This window comes from Budvicia aquatica DSM 5075 = ATCC 35567 (assembly GCF_000427805.1).
Taxonomy (GTDB): Bacteria; Pseudomonadota; Gammaproteobacteria; order Enterobacterales; family Enterobacteriaceae; genus Budvicia; species Budvicia aquatica.
Map to the genome: position 1 here is coordinate 77846 of NZ_ATYS01000005.1, position 17162 is coordinate 95007.

At 45.3% G+C, this 17162-nt stretch carries 14 protein-coding genes; 12 read left to right on the forward strand and 2 right to left on the reverse strand.

Annotated features, from left to right (window positions below; genetic code table 11):
• Nucleotides 1–44: 44 nt before the first annotated feature.
• The 3 genes from YWE_RS0103650 (at nt 45) to YWE_RS0103660 (ending at nt 3380) form a co-directional block, all read left to right on the forward strand.
• Complete coding sequence (locus YWE_RS0103650) at nt 45–1349, forward strand: MFS transporter (RefSeq protein WP_051323168.1); 1305 nt, start codon at nt 45–47, stop codon at nt 1347–1349.
• A gap of 83 nt (nt 1350–1432) precedes the next feature.
• Complete coding sequence (locus YWE_RS0103655) at nt 1433–1765, forward strand: L-rhamnose mutarotase (RefSeq protein WP_174768715.1); 333 nt, start codon at nt 1433–1435, stop codon at nt 1763–1765.
• A gap of 100 nt (nt 1766–1865) precedes the next feature.
• Complete coding sequence (locus tag YWE_RS0103660) at nt 1866–3380, forward strand: carbohydrate porin (RefSeq protein WP_407641190.1); 1515 nt, start codon at nt 1866–1868, stop codon at nt 3378–3380.
• Nucleotides 3381–3597: 217 nt separating this feature from the next.
• Here YWE_RS0103660 and YWE_RS0103665 read toward each other — a convergent pair whose 3' ends face one another.
• Nucleotides 3598–4362 (reverse strand): SGNH/GDSL hydrolase family protein, encoded by a 765-nt coding sequence (locus tag YWE_RS0103665; protein ID WP_029093304.1) that lies wholly within the window; start codon nt 4360–4362, stop codon nt 3598–3600.
• Nucleotides 4363–4373: 11 nt separating this feature from the next.
• On the reverse strand, nt 4374–5420 hold the full coding sequence (locus YWE_RS0103670) for a porin (protein WP_029093305.1): 1047 nt from the start codon (nt 5418–5420) through the stop codon (nt 4374–4376).
• Nucleotides 5421–6262: 842 nt separating this feature from the next.
• Here YWE_RS0103670 and YWE_RS0103675 point away from each other — a divergent pair.
• The 9 genes from YWE_RS0103675 to dcuC all read left to right on the forward strand — a co-directional run bounded on the left by YWE_RS0103675 (nt 6263) and on the right by dcuC (nt 17136).
• Nucleotides 6263–7804, forward strand: coding sequence for a gluconokinase (locus YWE_RS0103675; RefSeq protein WP_029093306.1), 1542 nt, complete (start codon nt 6263–6265; stop codon nt 7802–7804).
• A 38-nt stretch (nt 7805–7842) separates the two neighbouring features.
• Nucleotides 7843–8796: a phosphoglycerate dehydrogenase gene (locus YWE_RS0103680; RefSeq protein WP_029093307.1), complete on the forward strand. Its 954-nt coding sequence runs from the start codon at nt 7843–7845 to the stop codon at nt 8794–8796.
• A gap of 40 nt (nt 8797–8836) precedes the next feature.
• Nucleotides 8837–9838 (forward strand): zinc-dependent alcohol dehydrogenase, encoded by a 1002-nt coding sequence (locus YWE_RS0103685; RefSeq protein ID WP_029093308.1) that lies wholly within the window; start codon nt 8837–8839, stop codon nt 9836–9838.
• A gap of 38 nt (nt 9839–9876) precedes the next feature.
• Nucleotides 9877–10635, forward strand: coding sequence for a 2-dehydro-3-deoxy-D-gluconate 5-dehydrogenase KduD (gene kduD, locus YWE_RS0103690; RefSeq protein ID WP_029093309.1), 759 nt, complete (start codon nt 9877–9879; stop codon nt 10633–10635).
• A gap of 115 nt (nt 10636–10750) precedes the next feature.
• Nucleotides 10751–12070, forward strand: a complete 1320-nt coding sequence (locus tag YWE_RS0103695; RefSeq protein ID WP_029093310.1) for a gluconate:H+ symporter — start codon at nt 10751–10753, stop codon at nt 12068–12070.
• Nucleotides 12071–12089: 19 nt separating this feature from the next.
• On the forward strand, nt 12090–12728 hold the full coding sequence (locus YWE_RS0103700; protein WP_029093311.1) for a bifunctional 4-hydroxy-2-oxoglutarate aldolase/2-dehydro-3-deoxy-phosphogluconate aldolase: 639 nt from the start codon (nt 12090–12092) through the stop codon (nt 12726–12728).
• Nucleotides 12729–13121: 393 nt separating this feature from the next.
• Complete coding sequence (locus tag YWE_RS0103705; RefSeq protein WP_029093312.1) at nt 13122–13859, forward strand: GntR family transcriptional regulator; 738 nt, start codon at nt 13122–13124, stop codon at nt 13857–13859.
• Nucleotides 13860–14246: 387 nt separating this feature from the next.
• Complete coding sequence (locus YWE_RS0103710; RefSeq protein WP_029093313.1) at nt 14247–15437, forward strand: mandelate racemase/muconate lactonizing enzyme family protein; 1191 nt, start codon at nt 14247–14249, stop codon at nt 15435–15437.
• 307 nt (nt 15438–15744) lie between these two features.
• Entirely contained in the window at nt 15745–17136 is a 1392-nt protein-coding gene (gene dcuC / locus YWE_RS0103715) for a C4-dicarboxylate transporter DcuC (protein WP_036014968.1), read from the forward strand.
• The last annotated feature ends 26 nt before the right edge of the window (nt 17137–17162 follow it).

Below are 17162 nucleotides of genomic sequence, written 5' to 3' on the forward strand. Positions count from 1 at the left end.
TATTTCGCAGCACCCTACTGAAAAAAATAATTGAGGAAATAAGCATGTCTGATAATAGTAATGCACTGCACCCTACAAATGCAGGCGATAAGTTTAAAGATAAGGCATCAGAAAATACATTGCACGTAACCGGAAGAAGAAAGCGGATACTTCTTGCTTCATTGTTTACTAACTTCTTCGTATTACTGGCTCTCTATTGCGGTGTTATTTCTGTTTTATTACCTAACCATATAGCGCAAATCGATCCGGCAAATAAAGCCAATAACCTGGCGATTGTCATGACATCGGCGTTGTTATTTACCATTTTTGCTCAACCAATTGCGGGCGCATTATCCGACCGTTGCCGTTCAACCTGGGGGCGTCGTTCGCCGTGGATTGTTGGGGGCGCGTTGATTGGCGGTCTGGCAATTTTTGGGATTTCAATGACCACCACCGTTGCCGGTATCGCCGTGTTTTGGCTTATGGCAGCCGTTTCACTTAACTGTATGAACGGGCCACTCGCCACCGTAGTCGCAGACCGCTTCTTACCGGAAAACCGTGGTATTGCTTCTGGGTTTGTGGGGGCTGGCTCAACGGCTGGCGGTACGGTCGGTATTATTGTCGCCGGTTACCTGGCATATAACCTGCAACTCGGTTACCTGGTGTTTGGTCTTGCGATCATCGCTTGTTGTGTAGCGTTTGTCCTGATAAACCGCGAGCCCTCTACCCGCGCACTTGAAGTTGAACCATTCAAATGGGGCACCTTCTTCAAGAGCTTCTGGGTAAGCCCGCGCCAATATCCTGATTTTGGATGGGCGTTCTTTGGCCGCTTCGCCATGTTCCTGGGGTATCAAGGGGTTGTAACCTATCAGCTGTATATTCTTCAGGACTACATTGGTTTAAGTGTTAAAGACTCTAACTATGCCATCGGGACTATTTCGGCTATCACTCTGGTGACATTGTTGTTCTCCGGCCTGGTGTCGGGCTATCTTTCCGATAAGTATCAGCGCCGTAAAATCTTTGTTTTTGCCTCAAGTATTATGATGGCAATTGGCCTGATGATCCCGTTATTCGTGCCGACGCTCAACGGTATGTATTATTATGCGGCGATTATGGGTCTTGGTTACGGTGCTTATACCTCCATTGATATGGCACTGATGACACAGGTATTACCCGGTGGTGGAAAACAAGCCGGCAAAGACATGGGGATTTTGACCATTGCCACCGTGTTACCACAATCTTTCAGCCCAATATTATCCGCATGGTTATTATCAACATTTAACAATGACTATTCGACTCTATTTATTGCCGCAATCATCTTTGTTTTTGCATCATCATTTTTTGTATTACCGATAAAATCAGTTAAATAAAAAAACGTTTTAATTGCAGGCAAGGTCGCACTTATTAATAGGTGCGAGCGCCCTCGCCTGCGCTTAACGACAAGGAGTAGCACATGAGTAATATACGCCGTTTCGGCTGTGTTGTTCAGGTCAGGCCTGAGAAGCTGGAATATTATAAAACGTTACATGCCAACCCGTGGCCTGAAGTGAATGCCATGATTAAAGAGTGTCACTTACGTAATTTCTCTATTTATTATAAAAATGGATTGCTGTTCAGTTATCTTGAATATATCGGTGACGATTACGAAGCCGATCAGAAAAAGATGGCGGCGCACCTGAAAACTCAAGAGTGGTGGCAAGAAACTGGCCCGTGCCAGAAACCACTAGATGGAGAGCCAGAAGGAACGCTATGGGTTGAGATGGAAGAAATATATCACCTCGATTAACTGAAAAATAAATAGACCCTGCTCTTGCGCCATTTAACTGGCGTAGGGCTTTTCATTATCGTTTTATATCTGACAACCTATTAACGAGAATAATATGAAAATGATTTCTGCTGCATTTATAGGCTGCGGGCTTATAAATATATTATCGATTCCTCATGTCATTGCTGCCCCTAAATTAACCATCGAAGAACGCCTTAACCAATTAGAATTACGACTACAAAAAGCAGAATCCCGAGCCACTATTGCCGAGCAAAAAAATGAGCGATTACAGGCTCAAATACAACACAGCGAACAACAAGCTCAGCAGGCGCAAAAGATGACTCAGGATTTAGAAAAACGCACCAAACATATTGAGAAAGTCACCCCAGATGACAATGGTTATTTCGAACTGCATGGCTATGCACGTTCCGGAATGATGACAACGCAAAATGCACGTCACGCTCAGGGTGGCCCTTATTTGACTCCTGCCGGGCAAACGGGGGGCGCGGTTGGGCGTCTTGGCAATGAACCAGATACGTACGTCGAAGTTTATCTGGAGAAAAAGCAACGCCTTGATAACGGTGCAACAACACGCTTTATGACGATGATCGCCGATCAGCAAAAAAGTTATAACGACTGGACGGCAGACTCCAGTACCTTAAACGTCAGTCAGGTGTTCGCTGAAATAGCCTCATTGCCAAGTTTTACCAGTATTTTTAAAGACACCACGTTATGGGCCGGCAAACGAGTGGATCGTGACAACTTTGAAATCCCGTGGCTTGATTCAAAATTTATCGCGCTTAATGGTACAGGTGGCGGTATTTACGACATCAAGTGGAGCGACGACATCCACAGTAATTTTTCATTTATTGGTCGTAGTTTTGGTGATGTGGACATCGTAAATAATGACGTTCAAAACTATATCCTGACGGCAAATAACTACGTTGGCCCGGTGCAGTTATATATCAGTGGCATGAAGGCTAAAGATAATGATGAACGACAAATCCCGAATGGGATAAAAGTCTTTAATGCTGCAGACCAGGGTTACACTACATTACTGGGCTACAAAACCGATAGCTTCTATGGCCTGACTAAAGGTGAATCACGCAGTGCTATTTCCTGGGGGCAAGGCCTGGGTGCTGAAGTTAAAAATATCGGTACAGACCCTGCATTACTGTCGGATGCGAAAACGCTGCGTCTGGCCAGCTACGGTATCGTGAATCTCGCCAAAGACTGGGATTTTGCCCCTTCGGTGCTGGCCCAACATAGTAGCGACCGTTACGTAAAAAATGACGACTACAGCTGGGTCACCCTCAATGGCCGCTTAATGCAAAATATCACCGAAAACTTTGTATTAGGTTACGAAGCCTCCTGGCAATATATGGACTTAGACCCGAATGGTTATCTTGACTACCAAAAAGTCCACGGCAACTTTTACAAGTTGACCTTTGCCCCAACCTTCCGTGCTGACAATATTTCGCCATTCTTTAGTCGTCCTGAATTACGCGTCTTCGCAACCTGGATGAACTGGGATAAATCGCTGGATAATTACAGCCCACACGATACGCTCGGCGAGAAAAACTTTACTGCCGGTGGCGAGTGGAGTTTCGGTATTCAAATGGAAACCTTCTTTTGACAGAAACCTTGCCTCGCGCCGCCGGAAGAAAGTCATATATCGACACTTTTTTGCCGACGAAAGCGATGCTGAAGCCCGACTAAATTACGTTATCATCAATCCGGCGTGCAGGGTTAAAACTGCACGCCTTTTTATCAATCTCATCGCTGAAGCATCCGAAAGCTATGCTTCCAAACTCACGGCTATCCCGCCGCCATCAACAGTAGACCTATTTCTCCTACTTACGGAACTGGGTCACCGTATCCCATGCAACCTGCTGTAAAGCCCGAGCCGTCTGCTCAGTCATATCACTATCGACCGGCAGCGCTCCGCCAACCGGAGATTGGTCGTAAATAGTGGCAAACAGCACACAGGCAGCCAGATAGGTACCGGCTAACGAAGGATGATTACCGTCACTGTGATACAAATCGATCTCTGGATGGGTCGCAATGGCCCGGCTAAATGCCAGACCGACCGGAGCAACATATCCGCCGGTTTGGGTAGCAATATCCATATAGGCTTTCGCCAGTTTATCGGTCTGTTCTGGCTTGTCTTTATTGGCCCAGGTCATAAAGTACAGCACTTTAGACCCGGCCTGATGAGCGGTATCTGCCATTAATCGGGCCGAGTCGGTAAAGTACTTACGCGTCTCTTCTTTAGCTGAAATAGACTCGGTAGAGTTCCCCTGAAGCACAACAATATCCCACTTTTGCAGTGAATTCTGAAAGCTCAGGTTCGGAACATGCCAACCTAATCGCCCGCTGGAAATAGTTATTCCACGATACATATTGTCTTTAGCCCGATCGGCCAGCAACGAACGGCTTAAATCACGCAGCCGGGTATTCAAATGGTTGTTGTAATGCATATATGAATTCCCGTAGAGCGCAACCGTCTTGTTCTCTCCGTCTATTTTCGCCTGCGGCTGTGGAGCAATAATCGTATTCGCTTGGGCACTGACCATAGAAAGTACGCCACATACCAGTAATAACATGACTTTTTTCATAATAATTATCCTTAGAAGTCGAAACGCAACCCGACAATGACAGCATCATCATTAGTTTTTACATTTTTATCCGCCAGCTGTTTAATATAGCTCACCGACAAATAGGTATTTTTCGCCATGGTTAGCTGGGCTTCGGCTCTCCAGCCCTCTTTTTCATAGATATCTTGACCGTCTTCATCCAGAAAGCTATATCCACCCAAGATCTTAACTTTTTCAAACTGATATGAAGCCACCGAATCGAAGCTAACGTAATCATTGTCAGACTTATTATCACGTTCGATAGCGAGTTTTCCGGCCGTTACTGCCAACGACATCGCATCATAATCAAACTGTAATCCGCCCATCACCTGCTGATGTTTCTTACGGTCATCGGTGACCTTTTTCTGAATATTATCCTTACGATTAAATTCACTGGCAGCAATAGCCGGCGTTATTTTCAGATCCCCCACCTTTAGCATTTTACGATAGCTAAGCATCATGGCGTTATCCAGTACTTCATTATCACTATTACCATTACCGGCAACGTATGCGGCCCGAATCTGATGGCCGTCGAAATCACCATTCCACTGAAGAGTACCGTCCTGGCGATTAAACTGGTATGAAGTATCAATGGTACTAATACCGTAGTTATAAACGTTTGGCGTAAAGTTTTTATATTTATCCGTCATTCTCATTACCTGATATAACGGGTTCTGAGTACGCCCGCCAATTAATTCACCGTAACGGGCGTGAGATAATCCAAGCCAGGCATAACGTGCATCAAGATCTTTATCCTTTGTTTTATTATCATTTTTTTCAGTACGGACCTGCCATTCAAGGCGGCCAATCACTTTAGTCTCTTCTAATAATGAAAGATCGCGGGTGACATAAATACCCAGACGGCCACCCAATTGATTTCTCGAATCATTTCCTGCAAAAGAAGCATCTCCATGGGCAAACTGATATTCTAATCGCCCATAAATATCTAACGTAGTGTCTTTATCTTTATAGACATTTACGGCTAATGCAGATGAACTTATTCCCGCAAATAACATCATCATTATTATTTTATTTTTCATATTTAATCCATAAACAAAAGAGTGTAAAAAACCCCAACCACAAGGCTGTTATTTAATAAAAAATAATAATCTATTTTTATCGCCATTATTATTATCAACGAATAAAAATGCGGGGTACGGGAATATTTATTTCTCAGCTTGAAATGTGACAACCCGCCCATAAAACGAATTAAACCGGATTTAAATCACAATTTATCAGTTTACATTCATTATTAAACATTAAATACAGGGAGATATTTCTTACCATAAATTATATAAATAACAATAAGTAAACATATTATGTTAAGTTCGTCACGCTTTCAGTCATAAAATAGAATATTACGGGGGAAAACTATATTCTCATTTTTATCAATAAATATTTAGATCAAACTTCCCGCGAGTGATTATATATTAATAAAACCTATCTTATTATCGCGTAAATAAATCCCTTAATTGCCGAGCTTTTTATTTATATATTACGAATTCTGACACCCTTTCTGCCCATCCCCTGCCCGACTCCTACCTGTTACTTTTAGCCGCTAAAACGGCTTTTCTTCCCTTTCTCGTCATTCCATACAAATTATTGGTCGACCAATTAAATTGATCGATAATTAATCTACCCACCATTCATCAAATAGAGACAACATCAAAAAATCATTTTAATTATAATTTTCAGTCAATTACATCATTAACATTTAATCTAAAGAGCTTATTAGTTTAACCAATTATTACTTTTTCGTAACAAAGATCAAAAAATCATCTTTGTGATCCATATAACAGTAATATAAAAACTTGTTTGTATCATACCAACAATATTAATTGGCATGCCAATAATTGATTGTTAGTCGATCAATGGAGCTTAAATGAATACCAATATTGTTATAGGGGTCGATATCGGCACCACCGGGGTAAGGGCTGTCGCTTACCGGAACGGCAGCACCAAGGCATATGCGACGGCAACGGACGAATATCCGCTGTTTACCGACCAATCCGGAGCAGCAGAGCAAGATGCTAACTCTATTTTGGCATCAACTATCGCGGTCATTACTCGAACAATTTCGCTACTGGGAGATGAGGCTAATAACGTCAAAGGCATCGCACTCAGCGCCGTTTTTCATAGCTTTTTAGCCATTGCTGAAGACGGCCATCCGCTAACCAGACTGATGACATGGGCCGATAGTCGCAGCCAAATTTACCTCGATGAGATGAAAAGTAAGACCGATAGCGAACGGCTCTATCATCGAACCGGCTGCCCGCTACACCCGATGTATCCGCTGCTTAAAATTTTTTGGATGAAAAACAATCAGCCGGAAATATTCGCTCGCACCAAGTGGTTTGGCTCCATCAAAGACTATGTTTTTCAAAGCCTGACGGGAAAGCGCGTTGTTGACCGCTCAATTGCCAGCGGCAGCGGCTGTTACAACATCAAAAATTTGGAGTGGGACAAAGAAGTACTCAGCCTGCTATCGATTGATGAAAAGCAGATGCCAATAGTGGTTGCGACTACCCACTTCGAATCACTAACTGAGGCAATGGCAAAACGGCTGGGTTTGCAGGGACCGGTTCCCGTCATTATCGGAGCCGGAGACGGCATGATGGCGAACGTCGGCGTCGGCGCCATTCGCCCGGGGCAGATCAATATTACTATCGGCACCAGTGGCGCAATCCGTATGGCCGCCAAACAGCCTGAAACCGATATTAAACGCCGTACCTGGTGCTACAACATCACCGAAGATCGCTGGATGCTGGGCGGCGCAATTAATAACGGTGGTATTTCGTTTCGCTGGGCCAGAGATAAATTTGCTGAAACAGAACAACGAGTATCTGAAAAACTCGGGCTTGACTCTTACTCTCTGCTCGCCAGCTATGCCGACAAAGTATCAGCAGGATCCAACGGGCTGGTAGTACTGCCATTCTTTACCGGTGAGCGCGCCCCTTACTGGAATGCTGATGCCAGAGGCATCATGTTCGGCCTGACCCTAAATCATGACAAACGTCATATTATCCGCGCAACGCTTGAAGGCATTTGCTATCGCATGCGTAGCGTTCTGGAGTCATTGGAAGAGCTGACCGGAACCGCCGAGCAAATTCGCGTAAGCGGCAGTTTTACCCGCTCCCCCGTCTGGCTACAAATTCTCTCCGACATTCTTGGTCGTGAAATCTGCATTCCTGATGTTGATGAAGGTGCCGCCTACGGTGCTGCAATCTTCGGCTTCTACGCCTTAGGGCAACTGACCTCTATCGATGAAGCCAGCGACCTTATAGGTATTCATCAGGTTTACAAACCTAATCCAAAGCATCACCAAACTTACTGCGAACTCTACCAAATCTACGCTCAGGTTTATTGGAATTTACAGGATCAATTTAAGGCAATTTCATCATTTCAGCGCAATGAAATGCAGTAAGTCTCAATGAATATTTAATATTATCGGAGCTTTTTACTATGGCCAGAATCCTTACCACGGCAAGATCCTTTGCCGTTTGCCCAGCGGCACAACAAATTCTAACCGCTGCCGGGCATCAGTTAGAAATTATGACACCGTCCAGGCCCTATACCGCGCAGGAACTTTTGCCTCTGGTGGCCGATTTTGACGCCATGATCGTTGGGTTAGACCAAATTGATGAGCAGGTCATCAATGCGGGAGCCCCTTCATTAAAGGTGATTGCCCGTAACGGCGTCGGCTATGACAAAGTCGATCTGATCGCCGCCGGAAAAAATAACGTGATAGTCACAATTACTCCCGGTGCTAACAGCATTTCGGTGTGTGAACTGGCATTTTCATTTATCACCGGCCTCTCACGAAAAATCCATCTGATGGACCATAACGTCCGCACCGGTTCCTGGAGCCGAGTCCCGGGAGTAGAGATTGATGGAAAAACCATTGGCGTGCTCGGAACCGGCGCTATTGGCTACGAATTAATTAAGCGCTGTAGGGCATTTGGCATGCGGGTATTAGCCTATGATTTAAAACCAAATCAAGAGCTTATTGATAACTATCAAGTTGAGTACACCGATGATTTAGACCGAATTTATCGTGAATCAAACTACATCTCGTTGCACCTGCCGGCCACCGACTCCACCCGAAATATGATTAACCGCGAAGCGATTGAGAAAATGCAAAAAGGCACTTTTATTATCAATACGGCCCGCGGCGAACTGATTGATGAAGATGCACTTTATGATGCGCTCGATCGCGGCCATTTAGGGGGCGCGGGGTTAGACGCGTTCAAAGATGAGCCCATGACTGACCAACGTTTCTTCAAGCTAAATAACGTTATTCTCACTCCACACACCGGCGCATTCACCTCAGAAGCGTCAGAAAATTCGCTGATTATTGCGGCTCAGGAAGTGCTACGGGTACTGTCTGAAGAGCTCCCGCACTATGCGGTGAAATAGTGACTTTTATATCCGTAAATGCAATTAGGAGTAATAAAAAATGAAAGCGATTGTTTATCACGGCCCGAAAGAGATCTCGTTAGACGACGTCCCTGTTCCGGAAATTAATCAGGATGAAGTACTCATCAAAGTTCATTACGCCGGTATCTGCGGTTCTGATTTAAATATTTATGTCGGAGCCCATCCCAGAGCGAAAAGCCCGCTAATCACTGGTCATGAATTTTCCGGCGTGATCGCTAAAGGCAACGGGCACTTTAAAGAAGGAACGCCGGTTACCGTCCGGCCGCTGATCTCTTGTCAGCACTGTGCACCCTGTGAAAATGGCGTGAGCCATGTCTGTAGTAGCCTGAAACTTTACGGTATCGATACTGCCGGCGGCATGGCTGAGTATGTCAAGGTTCCGGCCAATGTTGTTCATCAATTACCTGCAGATATGCCGATGACTATTGGTGCATTTGTTGAGCCTTTAGCCGTTGCCGTTCACGCGGTGAGCCGGACTAATTTTAACGTTGGTGACTCAGTGGTGGTATTTGGTGCCGGTACTATCGGCCTTTGTATGGCCAGTGTTCTGCAGGCCGGGGGAGCGAAACAGATTATTGTCGTTGAAACTAACCCTTATCGTTTACAGCTGGCAAGTGAACTTGGGTTTATTGCGCTTAACCCGGCAGAAATTGATATCACAGCCCGCGTATCAGAACTGACTAAAGGCATCGGCGCTGATGTCGTGTATGACTGTGCCGCCCATCCGGTTGTTGCCGCATTGCTGACCAAGGTCGTGAAAGTACAGGGCATGATTGAAATCGTCGGTTCTTATAAGAAACCGGCCGAGTTCCAGCTGCTTGATATTGAATTTAAAGAGCTCACCGTCATTGGCACTCGTGTCTATACCAAGCGTGATTTCAATACCGCTATCAACCTGATTTCAAAAGGTTTCCCTTATGAGCGGTTGATTACTGTTTATTCCCCTGAGCAGGCCAAAGACGGCTTCGATATGTGCTTGAATGGCGGCGATGTCATTAAAGTCATGTATGAGTTTGTATAGCCAATCTATATGAAAAATAATATCAATGAGGCATAAGAATGAAAAGTAATCCATTTGATTTATCAGGTAAAAATGCAATCGTCACCGGCGGTTCAAGAGGCTTAGGTAAAGCATTCGCTGAAAGTCTGGCTAATGCCGGAGCCAATATCATTATTGTTGATGTCGATCGCAATGAACAAACCGAAAAAGAGATTAAGGCTTACGGCGTTTCTTGCGAAAGCATTACCTTTGATTTAGCTAACTTTGAACAATATGACGATCTGGTAAATAGCATCGTTAATAAGTATCAGCATATTGATATTTTGGTCAACAATGCCGGCGTTCAGCGTCGTCACCCTTCCGTCGACTTCCCTAAATCTGACTGGGACTTAGTGCTTAACGTTAATCTAAACGCGGTCTTCTTTATGTGTCAGGCATTCGGTCGCCACATGATTAAACAGGGTCAGGGCAAAATTATTAATATCGCCTCATTGCTGGCATTCCAGGGCGGATTTACCATTCCGGCCTATACCGCGGCAAAATCAGCCGTAATGGGTTTCTCTAAATCATTATCAAATGAATGGGCCTCCAAGGGTATTAACGTTAACTGTATTGCCCCCGGCTATATTGCAACCGAAATGAATATTCCATTAATGAATGATGAAACGCGTAATCGTCAAATTATGGAAAGAATACCTGCCGGTCGCTGGGGTCAGCCGTCTGATTTAGGTGGTGCTGCGGTATTCTTAGCCTCGCCGGCATCTGATTATATTGACGGACATACCATTGTGGTCGACGGCGGCTGGATGGGCCGCTAACCGGGGCTTCGCCTTAAAAATTTAAAACAATAAACATAACCTTAAATGTTGTTATTCATCCTACATAAGGTGAATAACAACAGATTTTAATAAGTCCTATTTAAAGGGAAATAACATGCCTATATTAATTGTTATTGCAGGCGTTGCATTATTACTTATCCTTATGATGCGGTTCAAAATCCATTGTTTTATTGCGTTGATCCTCGTCGCATTATTTGTTGGTTTATTACAGGGAATGTCGATTGTTGGCGTTCTGAACTCGGTTAAAAGCGGTGTTGGCGGCACCTTAAGTAATTTAGCCCTGATTATGGGATTTGGTGCCATGCTGGGTAAATTACTCGGCGACTGCGGCGGAGCCCAACGCATAGCGATGACGTTGGTCAATAAGTTCGGTGAGAAAAATATTCAGTGGGCCGTTGCCATTACCGGCTTTATTGTTGGTTTCGCACTGTTCTTTGAAGTCGGTATTATTTTATTAATGCCGTTGGTGATCACCTTAGCACTGACATTACGCGTTTCTATCCTGTATGTCGGTATTCCTATGGCGGCCGCAATATCGGTTACCCACTGCTTCTTACCGCCCCATCCCGGCCCGACTGCTATTGCCAACCTGTTCTACGCCGATATGGGTTTAACCCTTATTTATGGCGTGATGATTGCTATTCCAACGGTGATTATTTCCGGCCCGCTGTTTGCTCGCCTGCCTTATCTTAAAAAGATTAACCCAGAAATCCATATGGGCTTTGCTAACCGAGAGTTTAGTGAACAAGAGATGCCCGGCTTTGGTATCAGCGTATTCACCGCGCTCATCCCAGTGATCCTAATGGCACTGCGCGCCGTGTTTGAAATGGTACTGCCTAAGGGTAACGCCATTCTCCCGTACGCTGAGTTTTTTGGCGATCCGGTTATCGCAACCCTAATTGCAGCACTGGTTGCTTTATACACCTTCGGCTTTAACCGCGGCAAAACGGTGGCTGAAATTACCGCAAGTATAGAGTCTTCAGCCAAGCTGATTGCCATGATGCTACTGATCATTGGTGCCGGCGGTGCCTTTAAGCAGGTCCTTATTGATAGCGGAGTTAAAGATTATATTGCCAGCATAATGCATGCGTTCAGCTTCTCACCTTTGCTGCTGGCATGGTTGATTGCTGTGTCATTACGTTTAGCATTAGGTTCAGCAACGGTAACAGCATTAACCACCGGCGGTATCGTATTTCCTCTTATCGAAGCAACGGGCGTCAGCCCTGAACTGATGGTTCTTGCCGTTGGTTCCGGCAGCGTATTCTTCTCACACGTGAACGATCCGGGCTTCTGGATGATTAAAGAGTATTTCAATTTAACGGTTGGCGAAACGCTAAAGTCCTGGTCAGTACTGGAAACCGTTATCTCTGTCTGCGGCCTGCTGGGTTGCCTGGCCATTAATATGTTTATTTAATTCAACCTAAGGTATTGATATGAAAAACTGGAAAAGAAGTGCGGAAGAGATCTTAAGCAGCAGTCCGGTTGTTCCGGTCATTGTGATTGAGAACATTGAAGATGCGGTGCCTCTGGCTAAAGCATTGGTTGCCGGCGGCGTGAAAGTCCTTGAGGTCACGTTAAGAACCGCCTGCGCAATGGAAGCGATGGCGAAGATCATTAAAGAAGTTCCTCAGGCCATTGTCGGGGCAGGAACCGTAACATCCGTTGAACAGCTGCGTGAAGTCACCGCCATTGGCGCTCAATTTATTATTACTCCCGGTATTACACCGGCTATTTTAAGCGCGGCGGTCGCAGGAACGGTACCGGTTATTCCCGGTGTTGCCACGCTTTCTGAGCTACTCATGGCGAAAGAAGCCGGCTTAACCGCGCTGAAGTTTTTCCCGGCGGAAATTAATGGCGGCGTTGCCGCGCTGAAAGCCTTTGCCGGCCCCTGCCCGGAAATGAAATTCTGCCCGACCGGCGGGATTAATTTGGCGAACTACCGTAGCTATCTGGCGCTGAATAACGTGATTTGTGTCGGTGGTTCTTGGTTTGTTCCGACCGATGTTATCGCTCAGGGCGACTTCGAAAAAATCACTCAGTTAGCTGCACAGGCCGTACAGGGCGCGAAGTAACGCGCTCTTACATAAGGCACGTACGATAAATTCGTACGTGCCTTGGTTATATCTAACCCCAGTCCTATTCTCATTTCATTATTTCTCACTGTGCCTGCATTCTTGGCTATTCCTCCCTCTATATATAGATCCAGAACGCTTTTTATCTTTTCGCGTATAAGAATTGGCAATCGCCGGGCGGAAGTTTAGACTTAGCATAGATCTACGTGGTATTTGTTGGTAGGGTAGCAAGCCGAATAGGCTTGATACTTGAAGGGGCTTTTCGTATTAGTCGTACTAGTTCGCCCGAATGACTTACTTATGTAATCTTATCGGGGCTCTTTTACGTTCCCCTAGCAACGCTGATTATTCCGAGTATTGATAATAGTGCCGAATTTAAAGGACTCAGGTTTTATGGGTAGTAACGATCGGTTGTATAAAGAAGTTGGCGCTAAAATAAAGAAGCAGCTTTTATCGGGTATTTACAAGATTGGCGACAAACTGCCAACCGAAAGAGAGTTGACTGAAACGTTTGGTGTCGGGCGTACGGTTATCCGAGAAGCCCTGATCTTGCTGGAAGTTGAGGGCTTTATCGAAATCCGAAAAAGCTCGGGCATTTATGTGATCAAAAATGAGATCGGCATGGACTCTTTTCTTACCGGAAAGGTCGGGCCGTTTGAGCTTCTCCAGGCAAGACAACTGATTGAAAGTACCATTGCTGCATTTGCCGCTACGCAAATAGTGAAAAGCGATCTTGAAAAGCTCAGTGACGTTCTGGAGCAGGAAAAAGAGTATCTCGACTTGCCCCCCAACGAAGAACTCGACCGCTATTTCCACTGCTTGGTTGCCGGCGCGACGCAAAACGCCCTGTTAACCGATCTTGTCCGCTATATCTGGGACGTCCGTAAACGCGACCCGATATGGCAAGAGTTAAAGCAACAGGACGAACAGCGCGAATATAGCCAAAGAGGGTATGAAGAGCACAAGGCCATTTTACAGGCACTACAGCGTAAAGATCCTATGGCGGCAAAATTAGCCATGTGGCAGCATCTGGAAAATATTAATGACCGAGTGACTAAGCAGCTTGAGTCAAAAGAACCCTCCTTCGACCGCTTTTTATTTGAATCTGTTCCCCTGGATATCAAAGCCTAAATTTTTACTCCAGCCCTAACAGCTCATAACGGCTAAATCAGAAAACGTCCTCTTCTGATATCCGTTTGGGGCTGGGTATATACTTTCATTGATTACGGCTTCGCTGTTAAAAATTCACCCATAATAAGTAGCACCATACTTCCAGCTAACTCTTTTTCCTCCAATTAACACAGTTCCCTCGACTTTTAGCCATTCATTCTGGGGTTCCACCCGCTAAACCTAGAAAACAGACATGCGTCACAGTTATGCCGCATGTCTGTTTTCTGTGCAATTTTCTACTATCATTCCCAAAAAATATATTATATATAATATATGATTTCAGCAAAAAGGCCTATATCTCAGTTGCCATAGCGTCTTAATACATTTTTGTCATAAAGGGGAAACAGAATGAAAATTGTCAGCGTCGATATTATTGATGTGAAAAATCCGTTGCAGTCAGCGGTCTCTAAATGGCGCCCTATCGTTGTGCGTATTAATACCGATGAAGGTATTTCTGGCTTCGGTGAAGTCGGCATGGCTTACGGTATTGGTGCTTCAGCCGGCTTTGGTATGGCTAAAGATTTAGCCAGCATTATTATCGGTATGGACCCAATGGAGAGTGAAAAAATCTGGGACAAGATGCAGAAAAAAACCTTTTGGGGACAAGGGGGAGGAACGGTTGTATCTGCCGGGATGAGTGCTATCGATATTGCACTTTGGGATATCAAAGGAAAAGCCTTAAATGTACCCTGTTATCAACTGCTGGGCGGGAAGTGTCGGGATACGCTGCGGACTTATGCCAGTCAGCTACAGTTTGGCTGGGGTGATGCGGCTAAAAAAGAGATACTTACCACGCCACAACAGTATGCTGCAGCGGCAGAGAAGGCCCTGGCCGACGGCTATGATGCAATAAAAGTAGACGTAAATGAAATTGATGAACAGGGCGTAGCTAAGAAACGTAACCTATATGGTGTGTTTGCTGACCGTGAGCTGATGGTCGGATATAAACGTTTAAAAGCCATCCGCGACGCGGTTGGCGATGAAGTGGATATTATCGTTGAAGCTCATGCGTTAACCGATACCGCTTCAGCGATCCGTTTTGGCCGAATGATCGAAGACCTGCGTATTTCTGCCTATGAAGAACCGGTCATGGCGTTAAATCACGGCCAGCTCAAAGAAGTTAAAAACAATATTAATATACCGATCGCTGCCGGTGAGCGCATCTATACCCGCTGGGGATTCCGTCCATTCTTTGAAGAGCACATTATCGATTTAATTCAACCTGACCTTGGTACCTGCGGCGGTATCACCGAAGCGAAGAAAATATGCGATATGGGCCATATCTATGACACAACCTGCCAGATCCACGTATGCGGTGGGCCGATTATGACTGCGGCCTCGCTGCAGTTGGAATGCGCTATTCCAAACTTCGGTATTCATGAATTACACCGCTATGCGTTACTTGAAGGCAACCGCGATACCTGTAAATACGATTATCTACCTAAAAATGGGAAATACGAGATCCCGGATTTGCCGGGCATCGGTCAGGAGTTGACGGATAAATCTATTGCTGAGTCGCCAAAAGTGACGGTTCAGTAAGGTTTAGCTAAACGACAAAAAAGACGTTGTTTGTGGCAAAGTCGGGGAAAAAATCAAGCGCAGCTAAATAGAACAATCAAGCCGGTTAATTAACGGAGAAAAATCAATATATCCAAAATTATTATCCGTTATTTTTAACGCTTAAGATGCAACCGATTTTTATCCGGCTTTGCCCTTTCTGTAAGGATACATAGGCAAGGACGACGTCCATGGTTACGTGAGTAGGTTATTACTACTCATTAATAGACTGTTGTTTTGAGCGAAGTTGCTGACACCAATATGTTGCTTCTTCGTGGGGGATAAAGCTATGGGATTAACAATTTCGCTCGTTGTCATCGCCTGGGTTGCGTGGATGATTGCGAGAAAAGGCTATGCTACCGCAGTATTACTGGTCGCTGGCGTTATTTTACTCGGTACCTCTGTTTTACTCGATTTGGGACCAGGCCTAGCAGTTAAGAAGTCAACAGGTAGCAGTTTTTTTGATATATTTCAGGTAGTTCAGAACATTATGTCTTCCAATCTAGGGGGACTTGGTTTATCCATTATGGCGATGGGGGGCTTCTCACGCTATATGGATACTCTCAACGCCGGACAGGCTCTCTACTCTGTTGTTGGTGGACCACTAAAATACATTAAATCACCTTATATGCTGGCCTGCATGGGCTTCATTATTTCTCAGATTATCGGCATGGCTATTCCCAGTGCGTCCGGGCTGGCGTTGATGCTAATGGTGACGCTCTACCCGGTGATGATTCGAGCCGGAGTTTCGCGGCTTACCGCCGTTGCAATTATCGGTTCTAGCCGGTTCTTTGATTTAGGGCCCGGCTCGGCTAACTGTCTGTTGGCGGCTAAAACTTCCGGCATTGAATGGGCTGAATACTTTTTCAGTTGGCAGATGAAAATTTACTTTCCACTGCTGCTGGTGATGTTGATCTCCCACTATTTTGTTCAGCGTTTTTGGGAGCGGCGTGAAGGTCCCGATCCGGAAGACATTCTTTTGCAGGAAAAATTTCACAGGGAGCAGGCTGAAGCTGGCATTTCGGTACCTAAGATTTATGCATTGTTGCCGATTATTCCATTAATTATTCTCTTGTCATTTAACCCGGTAGTTCTGGGGCAATTTGGTATTGATATAAACGTTGGCGTTCCTTCCGCAATTATTTTGAGCACCTTAATTGCGATGGCTTTTGATTTTCTGCGTCGTCGCGACACCTTAGAAGTGCTAAATGGTATGAAGTCTTTCTTTGAGGGGCTGGGCAAGCAATTAACCATCGTTGTTGCCTTGATCATCGCCGGTCAGGTTTTCGGCGAAGGTCTTATTGCGATAGGTGCCGTTAATTCGCTGATCTCCGGCGTTGAAAGTGCCGGAATGGGGGCTGGCTTTATGATTATTGTAATGAGCCTGATTATTGGCGTCGTTGCTTTTCTCATGGGGTCCGGTAATGCACCATTCTTCTCGTTTGCTGCTTTAATCCCGGCGATTGCCGCTAAGCTTGGCGTCCCTTCCGCCGCGATGCTATTACCACTACAAACCATGACCGGCTTTGGCCGTACATTATCACCGGTTACCGGCGCAATTGTTGCCGTCGCCGGTATCGCTGGAGTTTCACCTTTCCAGATTGTGAAACGCAACGCAATTCAGCTGATTCTGTGTGCCATCGTCAATTTTATTCTGACGTTTACCATTGTACTTCCGTGATAACGCATGCATAAAAAGATAGAAGC

Excerpts from the sequence above, each read along its gene's own strand:
- YWE_RS0103650 (WP_051323168.1), top strand. The coding sequence starts at position 45 with ATGTCTGATAATAGTAATGCACTGCACCCTACAAATGCAGGCGATAAG.
- kduD (WP_029093309.1), top strand. The coding sequence starts at position 9,877 with ATGAAAAGTAATCCATTTGATTTATCAGGTAAAAATGCAATCGTCACC.
- YWE_RS0103675 (WP_029093306.1), top strand. The coding sequence starts at position 6,263 with ATGAATACCAATATTGTTATAGGGGTCGATATCGGCACCACCGGGGTA.
- YWE_RS0103700 (WP_029093311.1), top strand. The coding sequence starts at position 12,090 with ATGAAAAACTGGAAAAGAAGTGCGGAAGAGATCTTAAGCAGCAGTCCG.
- dcuC (WP_036014968.1), top strand. The coding sequence starts at position 15,745 with ATGGGATTAACAATTTCGCTCGTTGTCATCGCCTGGGTTGCGTGGATG.
- YWE_RS0103695 (WP_029093310.1), top strand. The coding sequence starts at position 10,751 with ATGCCTATATTAATTGTTATTGCAGGCGTTGCATTATTACTTATCCTT.
- YWE_RS0103710 (WP_029093313.1), top strand. The coding sequence starts at position 14,247 with ATGAAAATTGTCAGCGTCGATATTATTGATGTGAAAAATCCGTTGCAG.
- YWE_RS0103660 (WP_407641190.1), top strand. The coding sequence starts at position 1,866 with ATGATTTCTGCTGCATTTATAGGCTGCGGGCTTATAAATATATTATCG.
- YWE_RS0103665 (WP_029093304.1), bottom strand. The coding sequence starts at position 4,362 with ATGAAAAAAGTCATGTTATTACTGGTATGTGGCGTACTTTCTATGGTC.
- YWE_RS0103680 (WP_029093307.1), top strand. The coding sequence starts at position 7,843 with ATGGCCAGAATCCTTACCACGGCAAGATCCTTTGCCGTTTGCCCAGCG.
- YWE_RS0103670 (WP_029093305.1), bottom strand. The coding sequence starts at position 5,420 with ATGAAAAATAAAATAATAATGATGATGTTATTTGCGGGAATAAGTTCA.
- YWE_RS0103685 (WP_029093308.1), top strand. The coding sequence starts at position 8,837 with ATGAAAGCGATTGTTTATCACGGCCCGAAAGAGATCTCGTTAGACGAC.
- YWE_RS0103655 (WP_174768715.1), top strand. The coding sequence starts at position 1,433 with ATGAGTAATATACGCCGTTTCGGCTGTGTTGTTCAGGTCAGGCCTGAG.
- YWE_RS0103705 (WP_029093312.1), top strand. The coding sequence starts at position 13,122 with ATGGGTAGTAACGATCGGTTGTATAAAGAAGTTGGCGCTAAAATAAAG.